The sequence below is a fragment of the Streptomyces sp. NBC_00704 genome, from assembly GCF_036226605.1.
Lineage (GTDB): Bacteria > Actinomycetota > Actinomycetes > Streptomycetales > Streptomycetaceae > Streptomyces.
The window spans coordinates 16255-36486 of sequence record NZ_CP109002.1 but is presented as its reverse complement, the minus strand read 5'-3'; the positions used below and the strand labels follow the sequence as shown (position 1 = coordinate 36486).

Here is a 20232-nt window from a genome sequence, read left to right as displayed (position 1 = left end):
CCGGAGGGCAGGCCGTCCGGGCCGGTGTTAGAAGTACCCGGCGCCCGCTCCCGGCATCGTCGGCTGGAAGGCCGGCGCGTAGCCGTACGGAGTGCCGTAGGCCGCGTAGGGCGCGGGCGGTCCGCCCGGCCCGTCGCTCATGCGGTCGTCGTCCTGCTGGGCCTCGATGTCCTCGACGGCCCGGCGCAGCTTGGCCCGTACCGTGTGGTGCAGGTGGGTGAACTCGAGTTCCGTGATGGTGCCGCGCCGGCCGTCCATGATCTGCCGGTGGATCTCCCACGGGGCGGCGGCGTCGAGTTCGCCCCGTGGGACGAGCGAGATCCGGTAGCTGATGTACTCCGCCGCGTTGCACGGGCGGTCGGGCTGGGCCGGATCGACGACGGGCGTGACGAGGGCCCGGACGCGGAGCTGGATCGAGTAGCCCATGGTGCGCAGTCGTCCGACGAACGGGCGCAGCGCGGTCTCCATGGCAAGCTGTTCGGTGTTGACCGCGTTGGTCCCGATCACCAGGTTGGCGGGGGCATCCGGGCCGCCGTCGCCGTCTCCCACCAGGTGGCACCATTCGTGCGAGGCGAGGCGCTCGCCGGTGGACCCGCCTCGTCCCTGGTCGCCCATCAGCTCGTTGGCCTGCCGGTTGCCCATGGCGCGGGCCGGGTCGCGCCGCCCGGTGCGGCGGTCCACCTGGTGCGGGGCGGAGAGTCCTCGGAACGCCTGCTGCCCGAAGCCCGTCACCTCCGGATCCGCTGCGGCCGTGCTGTCGAACGATGCGGCGCTGAGGTACCGGCGGTCGTTCTTCTGGGTGCCGTCCCTGCGCTGGAAGTGCGGATCGACGGAGTTCGGCGAGACGTAGAAGACGAAGGGCTGGTCGGGTGCGGTCGGCAGGGGCGAGAAGTCGGCCAGGTCGTACCGGCTGAGACGGTCCTGGTCGGGCAGGCCCCGGTCGGCTGCCTGCGCCGCGGCCTCGGCGGCGTCCCGGGGGTCGCGCAGGTTCCAGTACTCCGGGTTGGGTGCCCAGCGCTCCGCGAAGCGGTATGTACGGCCCGCCGATGCGCCGCCCTGCCGCATCTTGAGGGTGCGGCGCAGGATGCGGAACGGCCGGCCCGCGTCGATGAGGAGTTCGCTGGTGAGGCCTTGCGGGTCGTTGACCATCTCCACGCGGTAGATGAAGTCTCCCGACTGGTACTTCATCGGCCATGCGGCGCGCGGCCCGGGGGAGCGGTGGGTCACGCCCGGCAGAAGCGAGTCCTCCATCCGCAGGATCTCGACGAAGCCCGGGGCGGGCGTCGTGTAGGCGTCCACGGGCTGGGGCGGCAGGCTGCCGTCCCGGCCGAACGTCTCGGCGGGGACGTACAGGGCGGGCAGGTACTCCATCTGCTCGCGCTGCTGCCGGGCCAGTTGAGCACCCCGGTCGTCGGCTCCGGCGCGGCGGGAGCGGCTGCCGGAGCCGCTGCCGCTCCACATGCGCTGCGCCACCACGACGGCCCCTGCAGGGGTGTGGACGTGGCCGGCGTGCCCCTCCGGTCCCGTGGGCGCGGAGGCGGCGTGTTCCGCGGGGAGGCTGAGCGCGCGCCCGGCGTTGGCTTCGGCCTCCCGCTCGAAGCGGTCGGCCGGGTCGGAGACGCTGAGTCCGTCCCCGTGGTCGGTGCCGGTCACGGGACCGCGGCGTTGCTGGATGACGTGGGTCAGCTCATGGGCGAGCGTGTGCCGGTCTCCTGCGCCCGCGCCCAGGACGATGTGACTGCCCGAGGTGTAGGCCCGGGCCCCGATCTCCTCCGCCGACCGCTGGGCCGCGGAGCCGGTGTGCAGGCGCACGTCCGAGAAGTCGGCCCCCAGTCGTGCCTCCATGTCGGCACGTGTGTCGGCGTCCAGCGGCCGTCCCGCTCCCGCCAGCACCTCGTGCACCGTGGACCGCTGCACAGCGGTCGTCGCAGCGGGCCCGTGCGCCGCGTCCGAGGAAGAGGGGGAGAAAAGGGGGGACGGAGAGGCCGGGGAGGTGGGGGAGAGGGACGAGGGGGAGTCGGGGCCCTCGTGCTCGCGCTCGTTGCGCAGTGTCCGCGCCACAGCGGTGTTGCCCGCCAGCCGCTGCAACGTCAGTGCTTGCCGGGGCGACATGACGGAGAGTTTCCCCGGCAGCGAGGCGGGAGGCCCGGCGGCTCGGTGCTCGCGGTCCTGGCCGTGATCCCGGTCGGCCTCATGCCTGCGTGCGCGCACGGTCTCTCCTTCTCTCACGTCCTCATGGGAGCGACGAACTTTTCACCCTTCCGTATCCGCACTCCGTTGCCCATGCCTGCAAGGGCACATGTGAGGGCAAAATCGGCCCTGGGGCGGGCGATTCGGGGAGTGGTGGTCTCTTTTGTCCAGCGGCTCGCCGTTCGGGCGGCACACGGCCGCTGGACGGTTCGGGGCGTGCCGTCGGCGGTCACCCGGGTTTCGGGTTCGGGGGAGTGCCGCCGCCGGGCACACGAAAGGATCTTGACCTTGCCGCCGGCGGCAGGGTTGCACGATGCCGGCATGGGCAACGCACCACAGCAGAGCAGCAGGATCGTCGCCGTCACGGGAGCGGGCACCGGCATCGGCCGGGCCACCGCGCGCGCCTTCGCCGCCGAGGGCGCACGGGTGATCGTCATCGGACGGCGCAGCGAACCCCTCGCCGAGACGGCGGCCGGGCACGACCGGATCACGCCGTTGCCCGCGGACATCACCGCTGAGGACGGGATCCAGCGGATCGTCGACGCCGTGGCCGGGACGCACGGCCGACTGGATGTGCTCGTCAACAACGCGGGCATCGTGCGCAGCGGATCCCTCGGCACCCTGAGTCCGGCAGTGATCGCGGATCAGCTTGCCACCAACCTCGTCGCCCCCATCTTGCTGACTCAGGCTCTGCTGCCGTTCCTCGAGAGGACCAGCGGCGTGATCGTCAACGTGAGCACCTCGGTCGGGCAGCGGGCCTGGCCCGGCAACTCGGTCTATGCGGCCGCCAAGAGCGCCCTGGACCTCCTGACGCGCAGCTGGGCGGTCGAGCTGGCTCCTCGTGGGGTCCGGGTGGTCGCGGTCGCCCCCGGTGCCGTCGCCACGCCCATCGGCAAGCACCAGGGACTGACGCCGGAACGCCTGGCGGCACTGCGGGAGTGGCAGGTGGCCCACACTCCGCTGGGCCGCGTCGGCCGCCCCGAGGAAGTGGCCTGGGCGATCACCCGACTCGCCTCACCTGACGCCGCGTTCGTCACCGGAGTGGTGCTCCCGGTCGACGGGGGAGCCGTCGTGGCGTGATAGGTGTGACGCGCGTGATCGGCGTGACTCAGGGGGCGGAGGAGCGAGTGCGGATCGGGGAGCTGGCCGAGGCTGCGGGGACGACCCCTCGTGCCCTGCGCCACTACGAGCAGGCCGGGCTGATCTCCTCCGAACGCGCTTCCAACGGCTACCGCGTCTACGACGAGCGGGCGGTGGTGCGGGTGCGCAACATCCGCCTCCTCCTGGCCGCTGGACTGACCCTGGACGACGTGCGCGTGTTCCTGCCGTGCCTGGACGGCGACGTGGCTGCCGTGCCGCCCTCGGACAAGGGACTGAGGGTCGCGCGGGAGCGGCTGGCGGTCCTCGACGAACGCATCGCCGCCCAGACCGAGGCCCGCGACCGGCTGGAGTCCGCCCTCCGGGAGCGGACCGGCGAGGGGTGGCGCTCCCCGGCCTGATCGGTCGTCTCACCGGCGACAGGAGGGGCGGGGTGCCGTGGTGCGCTTCCGGTCGCCGGGCCTGTCCCGCGCCGGGCCTCGTGCCATCTCGGCGCTTCCCCCGGTCCCTTCGCTTCAGTCCCTTCGCTTCAGTCCCTCGCGTCGGTCCCTTCGCTTCGGTCCCTTCGCTTCGGTCCCCGGCCCCTGAATTCTTCCCTTCAGTCCCTGGTTCCCGGTCCCCTCGGCGTGGTCCCTCTCGGTTCGCCTGGGCGCGGAGACGCCGGCGCTCCCTCGCGAGGGACCTCCCGCGCCAGCGCAGTGACCGAACCTGCTTCAGTCCCTGCCGTTCAGTCCCTGTGTGTTTGTGCAGGTCAGAGTAGGTTCGAGGGCCGGAAAAGGGACTGAAGGGACTCAAAGTCTCCATTATGAGCCAGGCCTGCGTGTGCGTGTATGTGCGCGCGTATGTAAGGAACACATGATGAACACATGTATTCCAGTTGGCTGATAATGGAGACTTTCAGTCCCTTCAGTCCCTTTCAGAGGGTGGAGTATGGCTCTGACCTGCGGAAACAGGCAGGGACTGAACGGAGGGACCGACGTTCCGCCAGGGACTGTTCGGTCCCTGGATCGGGGGGTGCTCCGGTCCCTGCGCCGGAGAAGGCCTTCCCGCCGCCTCCCGGACGCCGTCCGGGCACCCTTCCGGGCCGCCGCCGCAGGGGCACACCCGCTCTGCCCGCCTCAGGCTTCAGTCCCTGTCCGGGGAGAGGGACCCCGCAAGCCCCTTCGCGGCAAGCCTCTTATTCGGGGCAGAGTCGCTTCAGTCGCTCCCAATGGGGCCATTCCGGCCGAGGGGTCGCTCTCCCGCCCGCCGGGCAGGTCCTCAAGGGACCGTAGGGACCGAGAAGCTGATAGCCCGCCACGCGGGGGGAGTATCCACCCGGCCCCGCTCCGCAGGTCATACACTCTCTTCCGAAACCCAGTCCCTACGGTCCCTCCAGCCTCAGGCTTCAGTCGAGCACCACCCCAGTGGCAGGCAGGGACCGGAGGGACCAGATCCCCCGGCAGAAGGACGACGCGTGCCCGGCCCCGGCCCGACGAGAGAGCCCACAGCAGCGGGGCGGCCCGCCACGCCGCATGCCGTGGCTCGCTGGTGCGCCCTGCAAGGCTGGCCCGTCCACCCTCTCGCGAGCGGCCGCAAGACGCCTGCGGGCAACTGCGCCGAGTGCAGGAAGCGGCGTCACCCCCCGGCGGACTGCCCCTGTCTGCCCGCCGGACGCCCCTGCCACGGCTTCCACGCGGCGACCACCGACCCGGCCCGCATCGACGCCTGGTGGTCGGCGACGCCGTCCTGGGGCGTCGGCGTCGCCTGCGGGGGAGCGGACCTGGTCGTCATCGACGTCGACGCGCACTCCGCCCAGGTCCCCGACCGCGACCGTCTGCTGCCGGGCATCCCGATCCCGGACGCCGTCGATCTGCAGGGCCTGGCCTCGGGCTTCGACACGCTCGCCCTCCTGGCCGCGCTGCGCGGCCGGCCCGACCCGGCCGCCGACGAGAGCACCCTGCGCGTGCGCACCCCCTCCGGCGGGCTCCACATCTGGTATCGCAACCCCCACCCCGCCAGCCGGTTCCGCTGCTCCACCGGCTCGGGCTCCAAGGCCGCCCTGGCCTGGCAGGTCGACGTGCGCGCCGACGGCGGCTACATCGTCGCCCCCACCACCCGCACCGACAAGGGCGTCTATCTGCGCGAAGGGCCCGCCCGTCTGCCCGCGCCGCTGCCGGAATGGCTCGGCGAGGAACTCGTGAGGACCGGACACATGATCCAGCCTGCCCCGGTCCGACCCCGCCCTGCGGTGGTTCCCCGCAGCAGGCGGCCGCGCCCCGCAGCGGGCGGCTGGCAGGCCGTCCTCGACCCGCTGCTGCTGGAGGTGGCCGAATGCGCCGCCACACCCGAGGGCGCGGCCTTCACCGAGAAGCTCAACAAGGCCGGCTACACCGCCGGGGGACTCGCGGCCGCCGGACATCTCGACGAGCGCACCGCGCGGGCGCTGTTGAGCGACGCGGCCGCGCGCGCCCGGCCCTGGCAGACCGCACGCAACGACCGCATCATCGACGACGCCCTCACCGCCGGGGCCGCCCGCCCGTTCCTCCTCCAAGGACGTTCATGAGCAGCGCCGAGTTGCCGCGCTTCGACGCCAGCGCCGCCGCCCAGCAGATGCTGGACCTCCAGCAGCCGGCCTCTGCGTCGGCCGCACCGGCGGCCCCGCTGCCCGCCCAGGCCCAGGCCTCCCCGTCCGCGCCGCCGTCCTGGGCGGTGTCCGTGCCGCTGCCGGGCACGCTCACCGACCGCGGCAACGCCAAACTGTTCGTGACGCTCTACCGCGACCAGTTCCGCCACGTCGAGGGCCTCGGCTGGTTCTCCTGGGACGGCTACCGCTGGAAGCGCACCGGGGGCGAGAAGGCCGCCCTGTGGGCCGCGGGCGAGATGGCCGAGGACATGCCCGACAGCGACCCTCGCGGCCTCTTCAGCGACCGCGACCTCTACCACCACAAGAAGCGCACGCTGTCGACGACCGGCATGAAGGCCCTCCTCACCCAGGCCAAGGCGTCGCCCGACCTCTCCCTGGACCCCGACAGCCTCGACGGCGACCCCTACGTCCTGTGCACCCCGGCCGGGGTCGTCGACCTGCACACCGGCGTGCTGCGCAAGCCCAGCCCCACCCGCGACTTCAACTCCCGCGCCACCAGCGTCGCTCCGCAGCACACCGCGACCCCGCGCTGGCACCGCTTCCTGCACGACACCTTCGGCGACGACGCCGAAGGCCAGGAAATGATCGACTTCCTGCACCTGCTGCTGGGCTACTCCATCACCGGGGACGTCGGCGCGCAGGTGCTGCCGTTCCTGCACGGACACGGCAAGAACGGCAAGAGCGTCCTGCTGGACGTCATGATCCAGATCCTGGGCGACTACGCCGACGCCGCTCCTCCCGGCTTCCTCATGGACCGCGGGGCCTTCTCCGAGCACTCCACCGAGCTGACCGAACTCCACGGGCGCCGGCTCATCGTGTGCAGCGAACTCAAGCCCAACGACAAGTTCGACGAGGCCCGCGTGCGGCTGCTGACCGGCGGGGACAAGATCAAGGCGCGCCGCATGCGCCAGGACTACTTCTCCTTCACCCCCACCCACCACCTGTGGCTGCTCGGCAACCACCGGCCCGAAGTCACCACGGGCGGCTTCGCCTTCTGGCGCCGCATCCGGCTCCTGCCCTTCGAGCGGACCGTCCCCGACCACCGCAAGATCGACAACCTGGCCTTCGAACTCGTCCGCGACGAAGGCCCCGGCATCCTTCAGTGGCTCATCGAAGGAGCCCGCCGCTACCTCGCCACCCGCGACAGCCTCGAAGGCCCCGACCGCGTCCGCATCGCCACCACCGCCTACGCCAACACCGAGGACCACATCGGGCGCTTCCTCAGCGAATGCTGCACCAGCGACCTCGAGAACCAGCCCGACCTGCGGGTGGAACAAGGCCTGCTCTACACCGCGTACGCGGCGTGGTGCAGCACGGGTGAGGGCATCCGCCCCGCGGGCACCCGGGCCTTCGCCACGCGAGTCCGGCAGGAGGTCGGCCTCGCCTCACCCGCAGACATGATCAAATCCAACGGCCGCAAGTACTACCCGGGCCTCGCCCTGCTGGACACCTCGTCATGAACCCACACCACGCGCCGCACACCGCACCCGTCCCCCGCCGGGCACCGAGGCCCCTACCCGGCCGAATGAGCCCGGCCTACCATGGACCGGCGGGGCCAGGTCCAGCCGCGGGCGGCTCACCACACCACGAGGCGGGACGCCACACCGCCCCGCAGACGAAGGAGGGGCGACAGCCATGAGCTCGCTACTGACCGAGGGCGATCTCACCCACGAGGCACACGTCGTGTGGCTGGAAGACCCCGAGAACCTCGACTACGTCCGCCAGGCCCTCGACAAGACCCGGCGGCGCAACACCAAACCCCCCTACGCCCGCGACGGGCGCATGGTCGGCTACGCCCAGCTCGACGACGAGGCCGAACCCGACCCGGACAGCGGCCTGTACAAGCGCCGCGTCTTCTTCCTCCTCCCGCACGACCGCGACAGCCTGCCCGGCGGCCTCTACCGCGAGGGCGCCCCCGGCGAGGCCGTGGACCCGCGCACCATCGAGGTCAAGAAGGTCGGGGCGAAGACCCCGCGCTCGCAGCGGGGCCCGGCAGCCATAACCGGGACCTCCTCGTAATCCAGGGCCCTACGGCCCGCTACGGGGCCTCTACAGGCCGCTACGGGCCTGTGAGACCGTCCTGGCGGGCCGGGCCGGTCCGGAAGGCCCTGAGCGCCGACGGCAGCCCTCTGTGGCCTGGCCGGGGCTGGTCTGCCCGCCCCTGCGGCGCGCTCCGTCGCGTTCCCCGCGGCCGGCCGACAGCTCCGGACCGACTGCTGCGAACCGACTGCTGCGGGCCGTCAGCGGAAGGCGGCGGCGCTGCGGGCGGCCCAGTCCGCGAAGGAGCGCGGCGCACGGCCCAGGACGCGCTCGACGTCGGGGCTCGCCCGGCGCTCCGCGGGCAGCGGTTCCCCGAGGATGGCGAGGGTGCCTTCCACCACCGGCTCGGGCATGAACGCGAGCATCTGCTCCCGGGCCTCCTCGCGCGTCTGCTCGACGAATCGCACCGGCTCGCCGAGTGCCGCGCCGATCGCCGCGGCACGCTGACGCGGAGTGGTGGGGGCGGGGCCGGTCAGCTCGTAGACGGAGCCGGTGTGGTCGGGCCGCAGCAGGGCGGCGGCGGCGACCTCGGCGACGTCGGCCGGGTCGACCACCGGCAGGCCGACGTCGCCGAACGGGGCGGCGGCGACCCGGTCGGCGCGGATGGACCCGGCCCAGGCGAAGGCGTTGGAGTCCAGCCCGCCGCAGCGCAGCACGGTCTGTTCGAGGCCGGAGCCGAGCAGTGCGGCCTCGAAGGCCGCGGGGTGGCGGTAGGCGTCCGGGCGGGTGGCGACGCCGATGGAGGAGACCAGGACGACCCGGCGGACGCCGCCCGCTTTCGCGGCGTCGAGGACGCCCTGCGGATCGTCGCCGGCCACCAGCAGGAACAGTGCGTCAGCGCCGTCCAATGCGGGGCGCAGGGCATCGGGGTCGGCGAGGTCGGCCCGCACATGGCGTACGCCGCCGGGGAGTTCGCGCGCCTCGCCGCGCGAGAGCGCGGTCACCGCCTCGCCTGCCTCGGCGAGGATGCGGACCAGTTCGCGGCCGACGTTCCCGGTGGCTCCGGTCACTGCGATCACGGGATCTCCTCATAAGTTAGTTGACTGACTCACTGCGACTCGAACGCTAGCACGCCCCATTGGCGGAGATCTATAGTTGGTCAGGTGACTGACTCAGTGAAGCCCAGGACGCGTGCGGCCGACAAGCGCCGACGACTCACCGCCGCGGCGGCACGGGTCCTGCACGAGCAGGGCGTCGAGCGCACCACCCTCGCCGACATCGCCCACGCGGCCGACATCCCCGTCGGGAACGTCTACTACTACTTCAAGACCAAGGACGAGCTGGTCCGGGCCGCACTGTCCGAGCACAGCGCGCACCTGGCCGAACTCACCGCTTCCCTGGACGAGTTGCCCGACCCGCGCGAGCGTCTCAAGGCCCTGATCGAAGCCTGGGTCGGCCGGCGCGACACCGCGGCCCGCTACGGCTGCCCCACCGGCACCCTGGCCGTCGAACTCGACAAGCGCGCCGACGGCACCCTCGACGTGGAGGCCGGCGTCGTCATCCGGCAGCTGCTCGACTGGGCCGGACACCAGTTCCGCGCATGGGGCCGACCCGACCCGGACGGCCTCGCCGTCACCCTCGTCTCCGCCTACCAGGGCATGTCGCTGCTGGCCAACGCCCTGCGCGACCCGGACATCATGACCCGCGAGGGCGCCCGCCTCCTCCAGTGGCTGGACTCCCTGGAGACCCCGGCCTGACGGTCGGAGAACTCCTGACATTCGGGGTCTCCAGCAGGGCTTGAGCGGAAATCAAGGGCTTGGGACTTCACGGATGCTGTACTGGCCGAAGGGACCGGGCTCGGCCGAGCGCGCCGGGTCGGTCTGTGCGACCCACGGGCTACGGGAGAGACCATGAGCAACACCAAGAGCGACACGTACGAGGGGTTCTCGGCCGAGGAACGGGCCGCGATGAAGGACCACGCCAAGGAGCAGAAGGCTGCCGCGCGACGCGGTTCCAAGGCGGACAAGGAGGCGCAGGCGGAACAGGACCTGCTCGCCAAGATCGCCGAGATGGACGACTCCGACCGCGTCATGGCCGAACGGGTCCACGCGGTCGTGACCGCCAGCGCCCCCCAGCTCACGCCGAAGCTCTGGTACGGCATGCCCGCGTACGCGCTGGACGGCAAGGTCGTGTGCTTCTTCCAGAGCGCGGCGAAGTTCAAGGCCCGGTACGCGACACTCGGGTTCAACGACCCCGCCAACCTGGACGAGGGCTCCATGTGGGCGACCGGCTTCGCCCTGGCCAAGGTGACGCCCGAGGTCGAGGAGCGGATCGCGGCCCTGGTGAAGCAGGCGGTCAGCTAACACCTCCGTGCGGTTCTCGCGCCTCGGCCGGTGTCGGTGCGGCTTGGCGTGACGGCGTCTTCGGAGCGCGGTGAGCCGGAGACGGCCGGTTCGCGCGCGTATGACGTCCACTCAGCGATCGGGGCCCTGCCGGTATGTCGGCGGGGTCCCGGTTTCGTTCGGTGCCATCACGTCGTCCGGGCCTGATCCGCCAGCCACCGCTTCACTTCGTGCCAGGCGGCCCGCGCCTCCCATCGAAGCACCGGCCGCAGCCGGTCTCGTCCGCTCGGGCCGTCACGCCGCCGAAGGCTTTCGCGACTCTCGCTGTCGCAGCGGCCAGAGCACTGCCGTCCGCAGAGGTCATCATGCGTCCCGTCGGGACTCCAGCGGGCTTCCCCGGCCGAAGAGAGCGACGCTACCAGGTGTCGGATCAGCCGTCCGAACAGGCCGAACTGCCCTCGTCGCGCTGATCGTCGAGGCGGGCGGTCAGGTCGGGCCAGTGCTCGGACCATCGCCAAGGGTCGCTCGCGGTCAGGGACCACGCCGAACTCAGGGCCTGGTTCGGCAGGAAGCGGACGCGGGTGCCCGTGGTGCCGTCAGACTCGACGGGCTCCAGGCCGGTCACCGGGACGCCGTGTTCGTAGCGTTGGGTCCAGGATCCGTTGAGACGGCGGTTGGAGTGAACGAGCCACTCGCTCAGCGCGGCGACGACGGACATGCCGCGACGCGCATGCCCGTCCGGGAGTCGCTCCGCGTCCGGGCGGTCGAAGAACCGTAGGTCCTTCGTGGCCATGACCGGCTTCTTCACCACATGGCCGTGCTCGTCGACCCGGGTGTCGGTGCCGCGCCCGTCGTCCGTCACCGACACCGAGCCGTCGGCATGCAGCGTGACGACACACCGTCCGCCGCCCCGGCTCACCGCTTCGTCGGCGGCGTAGGCGACGACCTCGAGAACGAGGTGTTCGGGGCCTCCCGGCGAGAACTCCGAGGGCGCCCGGCGGATCCGGTCGAGATGGTCCGTGTCCACCATGGCGGCCCAGTCGTGCGTGGTGTTGACCCAGGAAGCCCTTGATCCGTCCATCCGGTAAGTATTGGCGAATATTCGGCACGTATCGGTCGGGTAGCCGGCGGCGGCGGGTTCTCGTCCCGCGTCACGACACCGTGCGCTCGCCCACGGCGGGTGCGCTCTCCCCGGCGGGACCCTCCGGTGTCCCCTCGAGGGCCGGATCGTGGGCCGAGTGGTGGGCCGAGTGGTGGGCCGGGGTGGCGGCTGCGGTGCGCAGGGCTGCTTCGACTCGGCTGTTGCTGGTCATGGACGCCGTGACGGCCGTCATCGTCAGGAGGAGGCCCGCGGCGGCGTAGAGCGGGGTGCGGATGTCGTAGGCGGTGGCCAGCCAGCCGCCGAGGAACGCTCCGAGAGGGGCGGCGCACATGGCCAGCATGCGGGAGGTGGAGGCGACCCGGCCCATGAGGCCGGCCGGGACGATCGCCTGCCGGAGGGAGGGGCCGAGCACCATCGTGGCACCCATCCCGGCCCCGCAGACGGCGAGCGCCGACGCGGCCACGAACGGGTCCGGGGCTGTGGCAAGGCCCAGGATGGCGAGCCCTTCGACCGCGGCCGTGCAAGTCAGCGCGGTGCCGGTGCCGAGACGCCGGCCGAGCTGGGAGGCGATGCCCGCGCCGAGCAGGCCGCCGGTGGCCTCCGCGGTGAGGAGCAGGCCGAAGCCGTAGGCGTCGACGCCGAGGCGGTCGTGCGCGAAGAGGGCGAGGACGGTCTCCACGGCCATGAAGGCGACGTTGCCGACCGCGGGGCGGAGCGCGAGGCCGAGCAGCACCCGATCGTGGAAGACGTGGGAGGCTCCGGCCCGCGCCTGGCGGAGAAGGGACTCGCGGGCCTGCGCAACCGGACGGGGCATGGCGGGCAGGGAGCGGACGAGCAGCGCGGAGAGGAGGAACGACACCGCGTCGGCCAGCAGCGGAACCGCGCGTCCCAGCGACAGCAGGGCGCTGCCCGCGGGTGGGCCCGCGAAGCCGGACATGGCGGTCTGCGCGCCGCGCAGGCGGGAGTTGGCGCGCTCCAGGAGGGCCGGGTCGCGCTGGAGCAGATCCGGCAGGAAGGCGGAGGCGGCCGTGTCGAAGAAGAGTCCGCCGAGGCCGAGGAGGAAGGCGACGGCCGCGAGCAGCGGAATGGACAGGGCGTCGAGCGCGACCGCGCCCGCGGGTATCGCGAGCAGCACCGCCCGCGCCGTGTCCGCGACCCACATCGTGCTCCGGCGGTCCCAGCGGTCCACCAGCGCACCGCCGAGCACGCCGAAGAGCAGCCAGGGCAGTGTTCCGGCGGCCGTGACGACGGCGAGGGCCATCGGATCCCGCGTCAAGGTCAGCGCGATCAGCGGCAGCGCGGCGTGCGTCACCCCGTCGCCGAGTGAGGAGATCGTCTGCGCGGTCCACAGCCGTCCGAACCCTTGCGGCAACCGCGGCAACTTCCGCTTTTCTGAGGTCACTTGGCGTCCTCCTCGGACTGTGCGCGCGGTGTCGGGCGGAACAGTGCGAAGACGAGCGACGCGTCCGGCAGCGACGGGTCGGACAGCTCCCGGTACTCGTCGGCCAGTGCCTCCAGTCGCGCGCCCAGTTGCGTGAACTGGTCCTCGGTGAGCCGCAGATGCGTCATCCGCACGTGCCGCTCGCCGTCCGCCGGGGCCGCCTCGAGGTCCGCCACCGCGTGCCGCATGAGCAGGTCCGGGCCTCCCTCGCCCGGGTCGGGCAGCTCGATGGTCCGGGCGGCCATGGCGTAGTACCGCTCGGTCACGCCCCGGACCTTGCGCGTGCGCACCACCTTCACCAGGCCGGCCCGCTCCAGCAGGCGCACGTGGTAGCTGGAACTCCCCTTCGCCAGGCCCACCCGGTCGGCGATCTGGGTGATCGTCGCCGGTTCGAAGCGGAGCACGGCCATGATGCGGTGACGGGTGAGGCTGGAGACGGCGCGCAGTTGTTCGTCCGTGGTGACGTGGAACGTCTCGGGAAGGTCGTCGGTGGGCATGCGAGCAATGGTCAACGTTTCTTGACCATTGGGCAAGGGGTTTTCGGAAAGACGTTCCGCTTGCTCCGGAGGGAGCGGGAGGGCCCGTCGCAGGCCCGCCCGGTCCGGGGCGGATCGGGCCTCCGCCGGAGGTCGGCTTCAGGGTCGCTTGAGTCGCTGTCCATCGGACAGTGCAAAAACCTGATGGTATTTCAGTCATTGTGGCCGGACTCGTCGAGGCGGGGGAGCGACTGACGGGCAGCGACCGGAGGGTGCTTGGGTCGCTCCTGGTCGCTGGTGGGAAGTGCCAGGTCAGGGGCCTGAATGGGGGAGATCAGCGACTGAAGCGACTCAAGGGTCGGGTATATGAGGGCATTTGCGCGTGCGTGCGTGTGTGCGCGTGTGCGTCATATATAGGGACCTAGAGTCGCTTCAGTCGCTGATTTTATGGCTCTTGGTGCTGTGACCTGCTGCTTCTCTCGTGGACGTGAGAGCGACCGACGATGCCTGGGTCGCTGCGGCGGTTGCACTTCAGTCGCTGGGCCCCCAGAAGAACCCGGTTCGCCGCCCGTCCGCTTCGCTACTCTGTCCTCGTTGCTCAGTCGCTTGGGTCGCTGACGGGGGGTGCGATGGCCTCTGAGCTGGGGGAGTGTCGTAGTCATGCACCACAACCGGCGTTAACCGGCCGGTCGCTGGCCATCGCCCGATGGTGCGCGGCCCGGGGCTGGCCGGTTCATCCGCTCGCGCCGGGACGCAAGACCCCGGCGGGCAACTGCGACGTGTGCCGGACGCCGGGACACACGCACCGGGGGTGCGGCTGCCCCGCGGCCGGTCGCTGGTGCCACGGGTTCCACGCCGCCACGCTGGACCCCGAACGCGTCGAGCAGTGGTGGGGCGGTCATCCGGGCCTTGGCGTCGGCATCGCCTGCGGGCCCGCCGGACTCGTCGTGCTCGACGTCGACGCCCATGAACGCCGGCTGCCGCAGAGGGACCGGCTGCTGCCCGGCATCGGGATCGGGCCGGACGTCGACCTGACGGGACTGGCCGACGGCTTCCACACGCTCGGCGTCCTGGCCGCGCTGCGGGACGCCGTCACGCCGGCGGACGACGACACCACCCTGCGGGTCCGCACCCCCTCGGGAGGACTGCACGTGTGGTACCGGGCCCGTCCGGGACACCGCTGGCAGTGCTCCACCGGGTCGGGCACCCGCGCGCTGGCCTGGCAGGTCGACGTCCGGGCGCACGGCGGGTACATCGTCGCCCCCGGCACCGTGACCGAGGCCGGGATGTACCGGCCCGTGGGGAAGGTGCGGGAGCCCGCCCCGCTGCCGGACTGGCTGGCCCGGGAACTCGAACGGACCGGACACCTGCCGCCCGCGGCCGTCCCCTCGCCCCGGCCGGTCCCGCCGCGGGCCCGGCAGGCCGTCCTCGCCGCCGGGGGCGGACAGGACGGCGCCGTCCGCCTCCTGACCGCGCTGCTCGCCGAAGTGGCCGCCTGCGCCGCCGCACCCGAGGGCGCCGGCTTCACCGAGAAGCTGAACCGTGCCGCGTACACCGCCGGGGGACTGGTGGCCGCCGGACGGCTCGACGGGACGGAGGCGGAACGCCTGCTGCGGGAGACGGCCGAACTGGCCCGTCCGGGACAGCAGCGGCGCTATGGAGCCATCATCCGCAGCGGCGTGAACGCCGGCACGCTGCGACCGCTGCACTCGGAGGGGCGCTCATGACGTCAGGCAACGGCAACACCCTCTTCGACCCGCAGGCGGTGGCCGCCCAGATCCTGTACGCCCAGCCCGAGCAGAAGCAGAAGACCCCGCCGAGCGCCGGGAACGGCGGGAGCGGAGGCAACGGCGGGAGCGCAGGGAACGGCGGTAGCGCAGGGAACGGCGGTAGCGCAGGGAACGGAGTGAATGGCGCCGGCGGCGCGAACGGCCAGGAGCGGCAGGAGCGTTGTACGCCGGGCCGGGAGAGCGCCGGGCAGGGCGAGGTGAGCGCCGACGGGCTGCTGCCCGACACCCTCAGCGACCGCGGCAACGCCAAGCTCTTCGTCAAGCTGTACGCGGGCGACTACCGGCACGTCCCCGGGCTCGGCTGGTTCCGCTGGGACGGCACCCGCTGGCGCATGGACGAGGACGACACCGTGATGTGGGCCGCCGGCGACCTGGCCGAGTCCCTGGCGGCCACCGACCCGCGCGGCCACTTCACCTCGGCGGCCCTGCAACAGCACCGCAGACGGGCCCTGAGCACCAGCGGCATGAACGCGATGCTCACCCAGGCCAGATCCGCCCCCGGCATGGTCCTCGGCGCGGCCCTGCTGGACGCCGACCCGTACGTGCTGTGCACCCCGGGCGGCATCGTCGACCTGCGGACCGGGCAGCTGCGTACCCCCGACCCGAACAAGGACTTCCACTCCCGCTCCACCACCGTGGCACCCGAGCCCATACCGACCCCCCGCTGGCAGCGGTTCCTCACCGACACCTTCGGCGACGGCCCCGAGGGCGCGGAGATGATCGGCTTCCTGCACCTGCTGCTCGGCTACTCCATCACCGGGGACGTCGGCGGCCAGGTGATGCCGTTCCTGTTCGGCTCCGGCAAGAACGGCAAGTCGGTGCTGCTGGACGCCCTGGTGAAGCTGCTCGGCGACTACGCCGACGCGGCCCCGCCCGGCTTCCTGATGGCCCGCCCCTACGAGGGCCACCCCACCGACCTCGCCGAACTGCACGGCCGGCGCGTCATCGTGTGCAGCGAGGTCAAGCCCGGCGACCGCTTCGACGAGGCCCGCGTGAAGCTGCTCACCGGCGGCGACCGCATCAAGGCCCGCCGCATGCGCCAGGACTTCTTCAGCTTCGCCCCGACCCACAAGCTGTGGCTCCTCGGCAACCACCGGCCCGAAGTCGGCACCGGGGGCTTCGCGTTCTGGCGCCGGATGCGGCTCATCCCGTTCGAGCGCGTGGTCTCCGACGACCGCAAGATCGACAATCTCGCGGACGTCCTCGTCACCGAGGAGGGCCCCGGCATCCTCAACTGGCTGATCATGGGCGCCCGCCGGTACCTGGCGGGCGAGCGGGACCTCGCCGGTCCCGAGCGCGTCAGGATCGCCACCACCGCCTACGCCGAGACGGAGGACCACACCGGCCGGTTCCTGAGCGAGTCGTGCCGGCTCGAGCCCCCGCTGAGGGCGGAGCAGGCCCAGCTGTACGCCGCCTACAAGACGTGGTGTCAGAATGACGGAGCCCCGGCCGTCTCGTCCCGCGCCTTCGCGGCAAGGGTCCGCGAGGTGGTGGGGCTGGCCTCGCCCAAGGAGATGATCCTGTCCAACCAGCGGAAGTACTACCCGGGCATCGGACTGGTCGCCGACGAGGAGACAGCATGAGCGCTCTCATCGGAGAGGACGAGATCTTCCACGAGGCCGGACTGGTCTGGCTGGAGGACATAGCCGGTCTCGACTACGTCCGCCAGAGCCTGGACCGGCTGCCGACCCGGCGGGGCAAGCCCGCCTACCACCGCGACGGACGCATGGTCGGATACGCGCTGCTCGGGCCGCAGGCCAAGCCGTCCCGTTCGTCGGGCACCTTCCGCCGCCGGGTCTTCTGGCTGCTGCCGCACGACCGGGACGCCGAGCCGCAGGGGCTGTACGCCACCGGGGCGCCCGCGGAGGCCGTCGACCCGCGCACCCTGTCGCCGGGGAGCAAGGGACGCAAGACGGAACGCTCGGAGGGCGGCCCGCTGTCGTCGGCGGTACGGGACCCGGGGAAGAAGCTGTGGCTCTGAGCGGGCGTCCTGCCGCTCCGGCGGCACGGACGGCGCGGGAGCGGCAAGTAGCTCAGTCGGCGTAGACGGCGCAGGCATCGCAGCCGGCAATCGGCAGAGGCGGCGCACGGCGGGCACGCCGGTCCAGCACGGCGGTCCGGCACGCCGGGCCAGCACGCCGGTCCGGTGCGCAGGGCCGGTGGACAGAGCCGGGGGACAGGGCCGGTTGACAGGGACTCTCCGCTCGCTGCGGGCAGGGGCTCTCCGCTCGGCGAGCGGCGGGCCGTGTCTGCGCCGTACTCCGCTCCGGTGAGCGGCCGCGAGGTGCCCGGAGGGGGCGCACCGTCTCCGTATACGGCGGCGCAGGCTCCGTATACGGTCGCGCGGCCCTCGGCTGCGGCCGCTGCGGGTGTGGTGGCGGTTCGCGGGAGCACACGGGTGGGCGCGTCGGTTCGGTGGCCCGTCGGCGGGCCTGCTCTCGGTGGCGTCGGCTCCGTGGGGGAGCGGTTTTGCCGTCGGACTATGCAGGTGAGGGCTTGCCTTCGGCGACCGTCGCGGGCCTTGCGGGGATCCGCCCCCCTGTCGCGGTGCCCGTGGCGCTCCGGGGATGCGCGTTGCTGCCGGGAACTGCTGTGGGCGGGGTGGTGATCGTCTTCGGGGGGTGCCGTGAACGGTCTCGATTCGTGACATCGTGCAGGCCTTGAAAAGAACCGTCCAATCGGTATATTCCTTGGCGACAGCCGCCCCGGCCGCCGGACGGACGGGTCGGCTTCCGACGTCACAGCAGGGGGAGGGGCGTGCATGCGTGTGTTTTCTCCCAGGCCGGACCGGCCCTTGCCGTCCCCCGGAACCCCTGCCGCTGCCCATCGAGGTCAAGGGGAGGTCCTACGGTGAACAGTCGTGTGCGTGCGCAGGTCGTGATCGTGGGGGGAGGCCCCGTCGGCATGCTGCTGGCGGCCGAGCTGGGGGACTACGGGGTCGGCACCGTCGTGCTGGAAGCGCGGGCGTCCGTCTCGGAGCGGCCCAAGGCCTCGGTGCTGCATGCCAGGGCGTTGCAAGGGCTGGCCAGGCGCGGGTACTTCGGTGAGCTGGTGCCCAGGGCGGCCACGGCGACGGGGGTGACCGAGGCCCCGTTCCGCTTCGCCGGCATACCCGGCCTGTCCCTCACCGTCCCGGCCTCGGAGCCCGGCCCTCTTCTGAAGCGTCCGCAGGCCGAGCTGGAGCGCCTGTTCGAGCAGCGGGCGCGGGCCGCGGGCGTGCGGGTCCTGCGGGAGCACCGGGTGACCGAGGTGGGCCAGGACCGGGACGGCGTCCGGGTTCTGGCCGAAGGCCCGGCGGGGCCCGTGGAGTGCACGGCCCGGTATCTGGTGGGGGCGGACGGCGGGCGCAGCACGGTCAGGGAGCTGGCGGGGCTCCTCTCGCAGGCCTATCCGGCCACGACCTCCGGGCTGGCCGGGCTGGTGACGCTGGAGGACGAGGACGACCTGCCGTCCGGCTGGCACCGCACCCCGCGCGGCTGGATCGTCGCCCGCGACATCCCCGGCGCCGGCACCCACGTCAAGACCCTCGACTGCTCCCGCGCCCATCCGGAGCGTCATCTGCCGCCTACCGCGCGGGAGTTGGGCGCGGAGCTCGCCCGGATCGCCGGGAAGGAGATCGCGTTCAGCCGGCCGCGCTGGCTCAGCCGGTTCAGCGACTTCGCCCAGCTCGCCCGCTCCTACCGCCACGGGCGGGTCTTCCTCGCGGGGGACGCGGCGCACATGCACTTCCCCGTCGGCGCCCTCGGGCTGAGCACCGGCGTGCAGGACGCCCTCAACCTGGGCTGGAAGCTCGCGTTCGTCGTGCGCGGGCTCGCGGGGGACGATCTGCTCGACACCTACGACACGGAGCGCCGGCCCGCCGCCCGCAGCGTCATCGACAACACGCGGGCCCAGCTCGCCCTGATGCGTTCCGGACCCGAGATCGACGCCCTCCAGGCCCTGTTCGCCGGACTGGTCGCCGCGGACGGGGGGAGCCGGCACCTCAGCGATCTGGTCAGCGGTCAGGGCATGGTGCTTCCCGCCCGCACCCGGCACGCCTCCCCGTGGGAAGGAAGGTTTCTGCAGAACATGTCCCTGCACACCCGCGAGGGCCGGGCGGACGTGATCGGGCTCCTGCGGGCCGGACGGCCACTGCTGCTCCTGTTCGGGGAGGCCGGCGGCCGCTATGCCGGACAGGCCCGCGACTGGGCCCAGGCGGTGAGCACCGTCCACGTCGAACCCACCGACCGGATCCCGTACGACGCCCTGCTGGTGCGGCCCGACGGGTATGTCGCCTGGGCCTCCGCCCCCGGAGGGGATCGTCTGGAGGACGCGTTGGAGCTGTACTTCGGCGCCCGCCGGGCCCGCGCCGAGCAGCGGCTGGCCGTGACGGGCGCGGGAGCGTTCAGCTGACGGCGGCCGCCGGCTGCCGGTCCAGACGTCGCCGGATCTCGTCGTAGATCGCCTCGCCCCGTGCCTCGGAGAGGTCCAGCAGGGCGAGAACGGACGGCCCGGCGATCCCGGGGAACAGATGGTGCAGCAGCGCGGAGGTTCTGAACCCCAGGTCCTGGTAGTCGCTGACGATCTGGGACATCGACTGCACGCCCGCGAAGGTACTCACCACGATGTCGGCGGTCACGGAGGGCACGATGTGCGGCAGCAGCTCGCCCTGGTCCTGGGCCTTCTCCAGCAGCCCGCAGCACACGTTGCTCCAGCGCATGAAGGGGCCGCTGCGGTCCAGGCCCTTCGCGTGCTGGTCCATGCTCAGCCGGACGCCCGCGCGCACCATCGGGTCGGACTGCAGGCGGTAGGCGTGCAGGAGCACCGCGTCCGCCAGTTCCTGGAGCTTGTAGGCGCGCTCGGGGATCACGAACCGCTGGTCCTGCTCGTTGAGCACGCCCTGGGCCAGCTGTTCCTTCGACTCGAAGTGGAAGTACAGGGCGCCCTTGGTCACACCGGCGGCGCTGAGGATCTCGGAGATGGTCGCGGCCTGGTAGCCGCGCTCCTCGAAGACCTTCGCCGCCGCTTCGAGGATGGTCCTGCGCGTGCGGAACGCACGCTCCTGCTTCACCACTTGGCGGTCCTCCCGTTCGTGGAGATCACATCGGTCAGCATCGGTCAGCGGAGCTCAGGGCCGACTTCCTCAAAAAACCGCCCAGTTTGTATCTTACAACCGGTGGTGCGCGCCGCCTCAAGAGTCGGGCAGCA

The 20232-nt window shown here is 72.1% G+C and carries 17 protein-coding genes; 11 read left to right on the top strand and 6 right to left on the bottom strand.

Features of this window, described 5'->3' with window-relative positions:
* Positions 1-27: 27 nt before the first annotated feature.
* Positions 28-2211 (bottom strand): eCIS core domain-containing protein, encoded by a 2184-nt coding sequence (locus tag OG802_RS35680; RefSeq protein WP_443055481.1) that lies wholly within the window; start codon positions 2209-2211, stop codon positions 28-30.
* A gap of 300 nt (positions 2212-2511) precedes the next feature.
* Here OG802_RS35680 and OG802_RS35675 point away from each other — a divergent pair, with 300 nt between their 5' ends.
* The 5 genes from OG802_RS35675 (at position 2512) to OG802_RS35655 (ending at position 7933) form a co-directional block, all read left to right on the top strand.
* Entirely contained in the window at positions 2512-3270 is a 759-nt protein-coding gene (locus tag OG802_RS35675; protein ID WP_329417987.1) for an SDR family NAD(P)-dependent oxidoreductase, read from the top strand.
* Positions 3271-3317: 47 nt separating this feature from the next.
* Positions 3318-3689: a MerR family transcriptional regulator gene (locus tag OG802_RS35670; protein WP_329418086.1), complete on the top strand. Its 372-nt coding sequence runs from the start codon at positions 3318-3320 to the stop codon at positions 3687-3689.
* A 1118-nt stretch (positions 3690-4807) separates the two neighbouring features.
* Positions 4808-5833, top strand: coding sequence for a bifunctional DNA primase/polymerase (locus OG802_RS35665; protein ID WP_329417985.1), 1026 nt, complete (start codon positions 4808-4810; stop codon positions 5831-5833).
* Positions 5830-7374 carry a DNA primase family protein gene (locus OG802_RS35660; RefSeq protein WP_329417983.1) on the top strand — a complete coding sequence of 515 codons (1545 nt, stop codon included), beginning with the start codon at positions 5830-5832 and terminating at the stop codon, positions 7372-7374. Before OG802_RS35665 ends, OG802_RS35660 begins: the two co-directional genes overlap by 4 nt.
* Before the next feature lie 175 nt (positions 7375-7549).
* Positions 7550-7933: a DUF6009 family protein gene (locus tag OG802_RS35655; RefSeq protein ID WP_329417981.1), complete on the top strand. Its 384-nt coding sequence runs from the start codon at positions 7550-7552 to the stop codon at positions 7931-7933.
* A 221-nt stretch (positions 7934-8154) separates the two neighbouring features.
* Here the strand turns inward: OG802_RS35655 and OG802_RS35650 are convergent, their stop codons facing one another.
* A complete protein-coding gene (locus OG802_RS35650) occupies positions 8155-8973 on the bottom strand; it encodes an SDR family oxidoreductase (protein WP_329417979.1) in 819 nt (272 codons plus the stop codon).
* 84 nt (positions 8974-9057) lie between these two features.
* On the opposite strand from OG802_RS35650, the gene OG802_RS35645 reads away from it, so the two are divergent.
* Positions 9058-9651: a TetR/AcrR family transcriptional regulator gene (locus OG802_RS35645; RefSeq protein ID WP_329417976.1), complete on the top strand. Its 594-nt coding sequence runs from the start codon at positions 9058-9060 to the stop codon at positions 9649-9651.
* A gap of 153 nt (positions 9652-9804) precedes the next feature.
* Positions 9805-10257: an iron chaperone gene (locus OG802_RS35640; protein ID WP_329417974.1), complete on the top strand. Its 453-nt coding sequence runs from the start codon at positions 9805-9807 to the stop codon at positions 10255-10257.
* Positions 10258-10666: 409 nt separating this feature from the next.
* On the opposite strand, the gene OG802_RS35635 is transcribed toward OG802_RS35640, so the two are convergent.
* The 3 genes from OG802_RS35635 to OG802_RS35625 all read right to left on the bottom strand — a co-directional run bounded on the left by OG802_RS35635 (position 10667) and on the right by OG802_RS35625 (position 13276).
* Entirely contained in the window at positions 10667-11317 is a 651-nt protein-coding gene (locus OG802_RS35635) for an ATP-binding protein (protein WP_329417971.1), read from the bottom strand.
* A 70-nt stretch (positions 11318-11387) separates the two neighbouring features.
* A complete protein-coding gene (locus OG802_RS35630) occupies positions 11388-12740 on the bottom strand; it encodes an MFS transporter (protein ID WP_329417969.1) in 1353 nt (450 codons plus the stop codon).
* Positions 12737-13276 carry an ArsR/SmtB family transcription factor gene (locus tag OG802_RS35625; protein WP_329417966.1) on the bottom strand — a complete coding sequence of 180 codons (540 nt, stop codon included), beginning with the start codon at positions 13274-13276 and terminating at the stop codon, positions 12737-12739. Before OG802_RS35625 ends, OG802_RS35630 begins: the two co-directional genes overlap by 4 nt.
* Positions 13277-13953: 677 nt before the next feature.
* Here OG802_RS35625 and OG802_RS35620 point away from each other — a divergent pair.
* From OG802_RS35620 to OG802_RS35605, 4 genes are all read left to right on the top strand, one after another.
* Positions 13954-14982, top strand: coding sequence for a bifunctional DNA primase/polymerase (locus OG802_RS35620; RefSeq protein WP_329418084.1), 1029 nt, complete (start codon positions 13954-13956; stop codon positions 14980-14982).
* Entirely contained in the window at positions 14979-16628 is a 1650-nt protein-coding gene (locus OG802_RS35615) for a DNA primase family protein (RefSeq protein WP_329417963.1), read from the top strand. The genes OG802_RS35620 and OG802_RS35615 overlap by 4 nt, the downstream gene beginning before the upstream one ends.
* A complete protein-coding gene (locus tag OG802_RS35610; RefSeq protein ID WP_329417960.1) occupies positions 16625-17026 on the top strand; it encodes a DUF6009 family protein in 402 nt (133 codons plus the stop codon). The genes OG802_RS35615 and OG802_RS35610 overlap by 4 nt, the downstream gene beginning before the upstream one ends.
* An 869-nt stretch (positions 17027-17895) precedes the next feature.
* A complete protein-coding gene (locus OG802_RS35605) occupies positions 17896-19437 on the top strand; it encodes an FAD-dependent monooxygenase (protein WP_329417957.1) in 1542 nt (513 codons plus the stop codon).
* Here OG802_RS35605 and OG802_RS35600 read toward each other — a convergent pair.
* The gene (locus OG802_RS35600) at positions 19430-20098 is read right to left on the bottom strand and encodes a ScbR family autoregulator-binding transcription factor (RefSeq protein WP_329417955.1); all 669 of its coding nucleotides are present in this window, start codon (positions 20096-20098) and stop codon (positions 19430-19432) included. The genes OG802_RS35605 and OG802_RS35600 overlap by 8 nt on opposite strands.
* Positions 20099-20232: the final 134 nt, after the last annotated feature.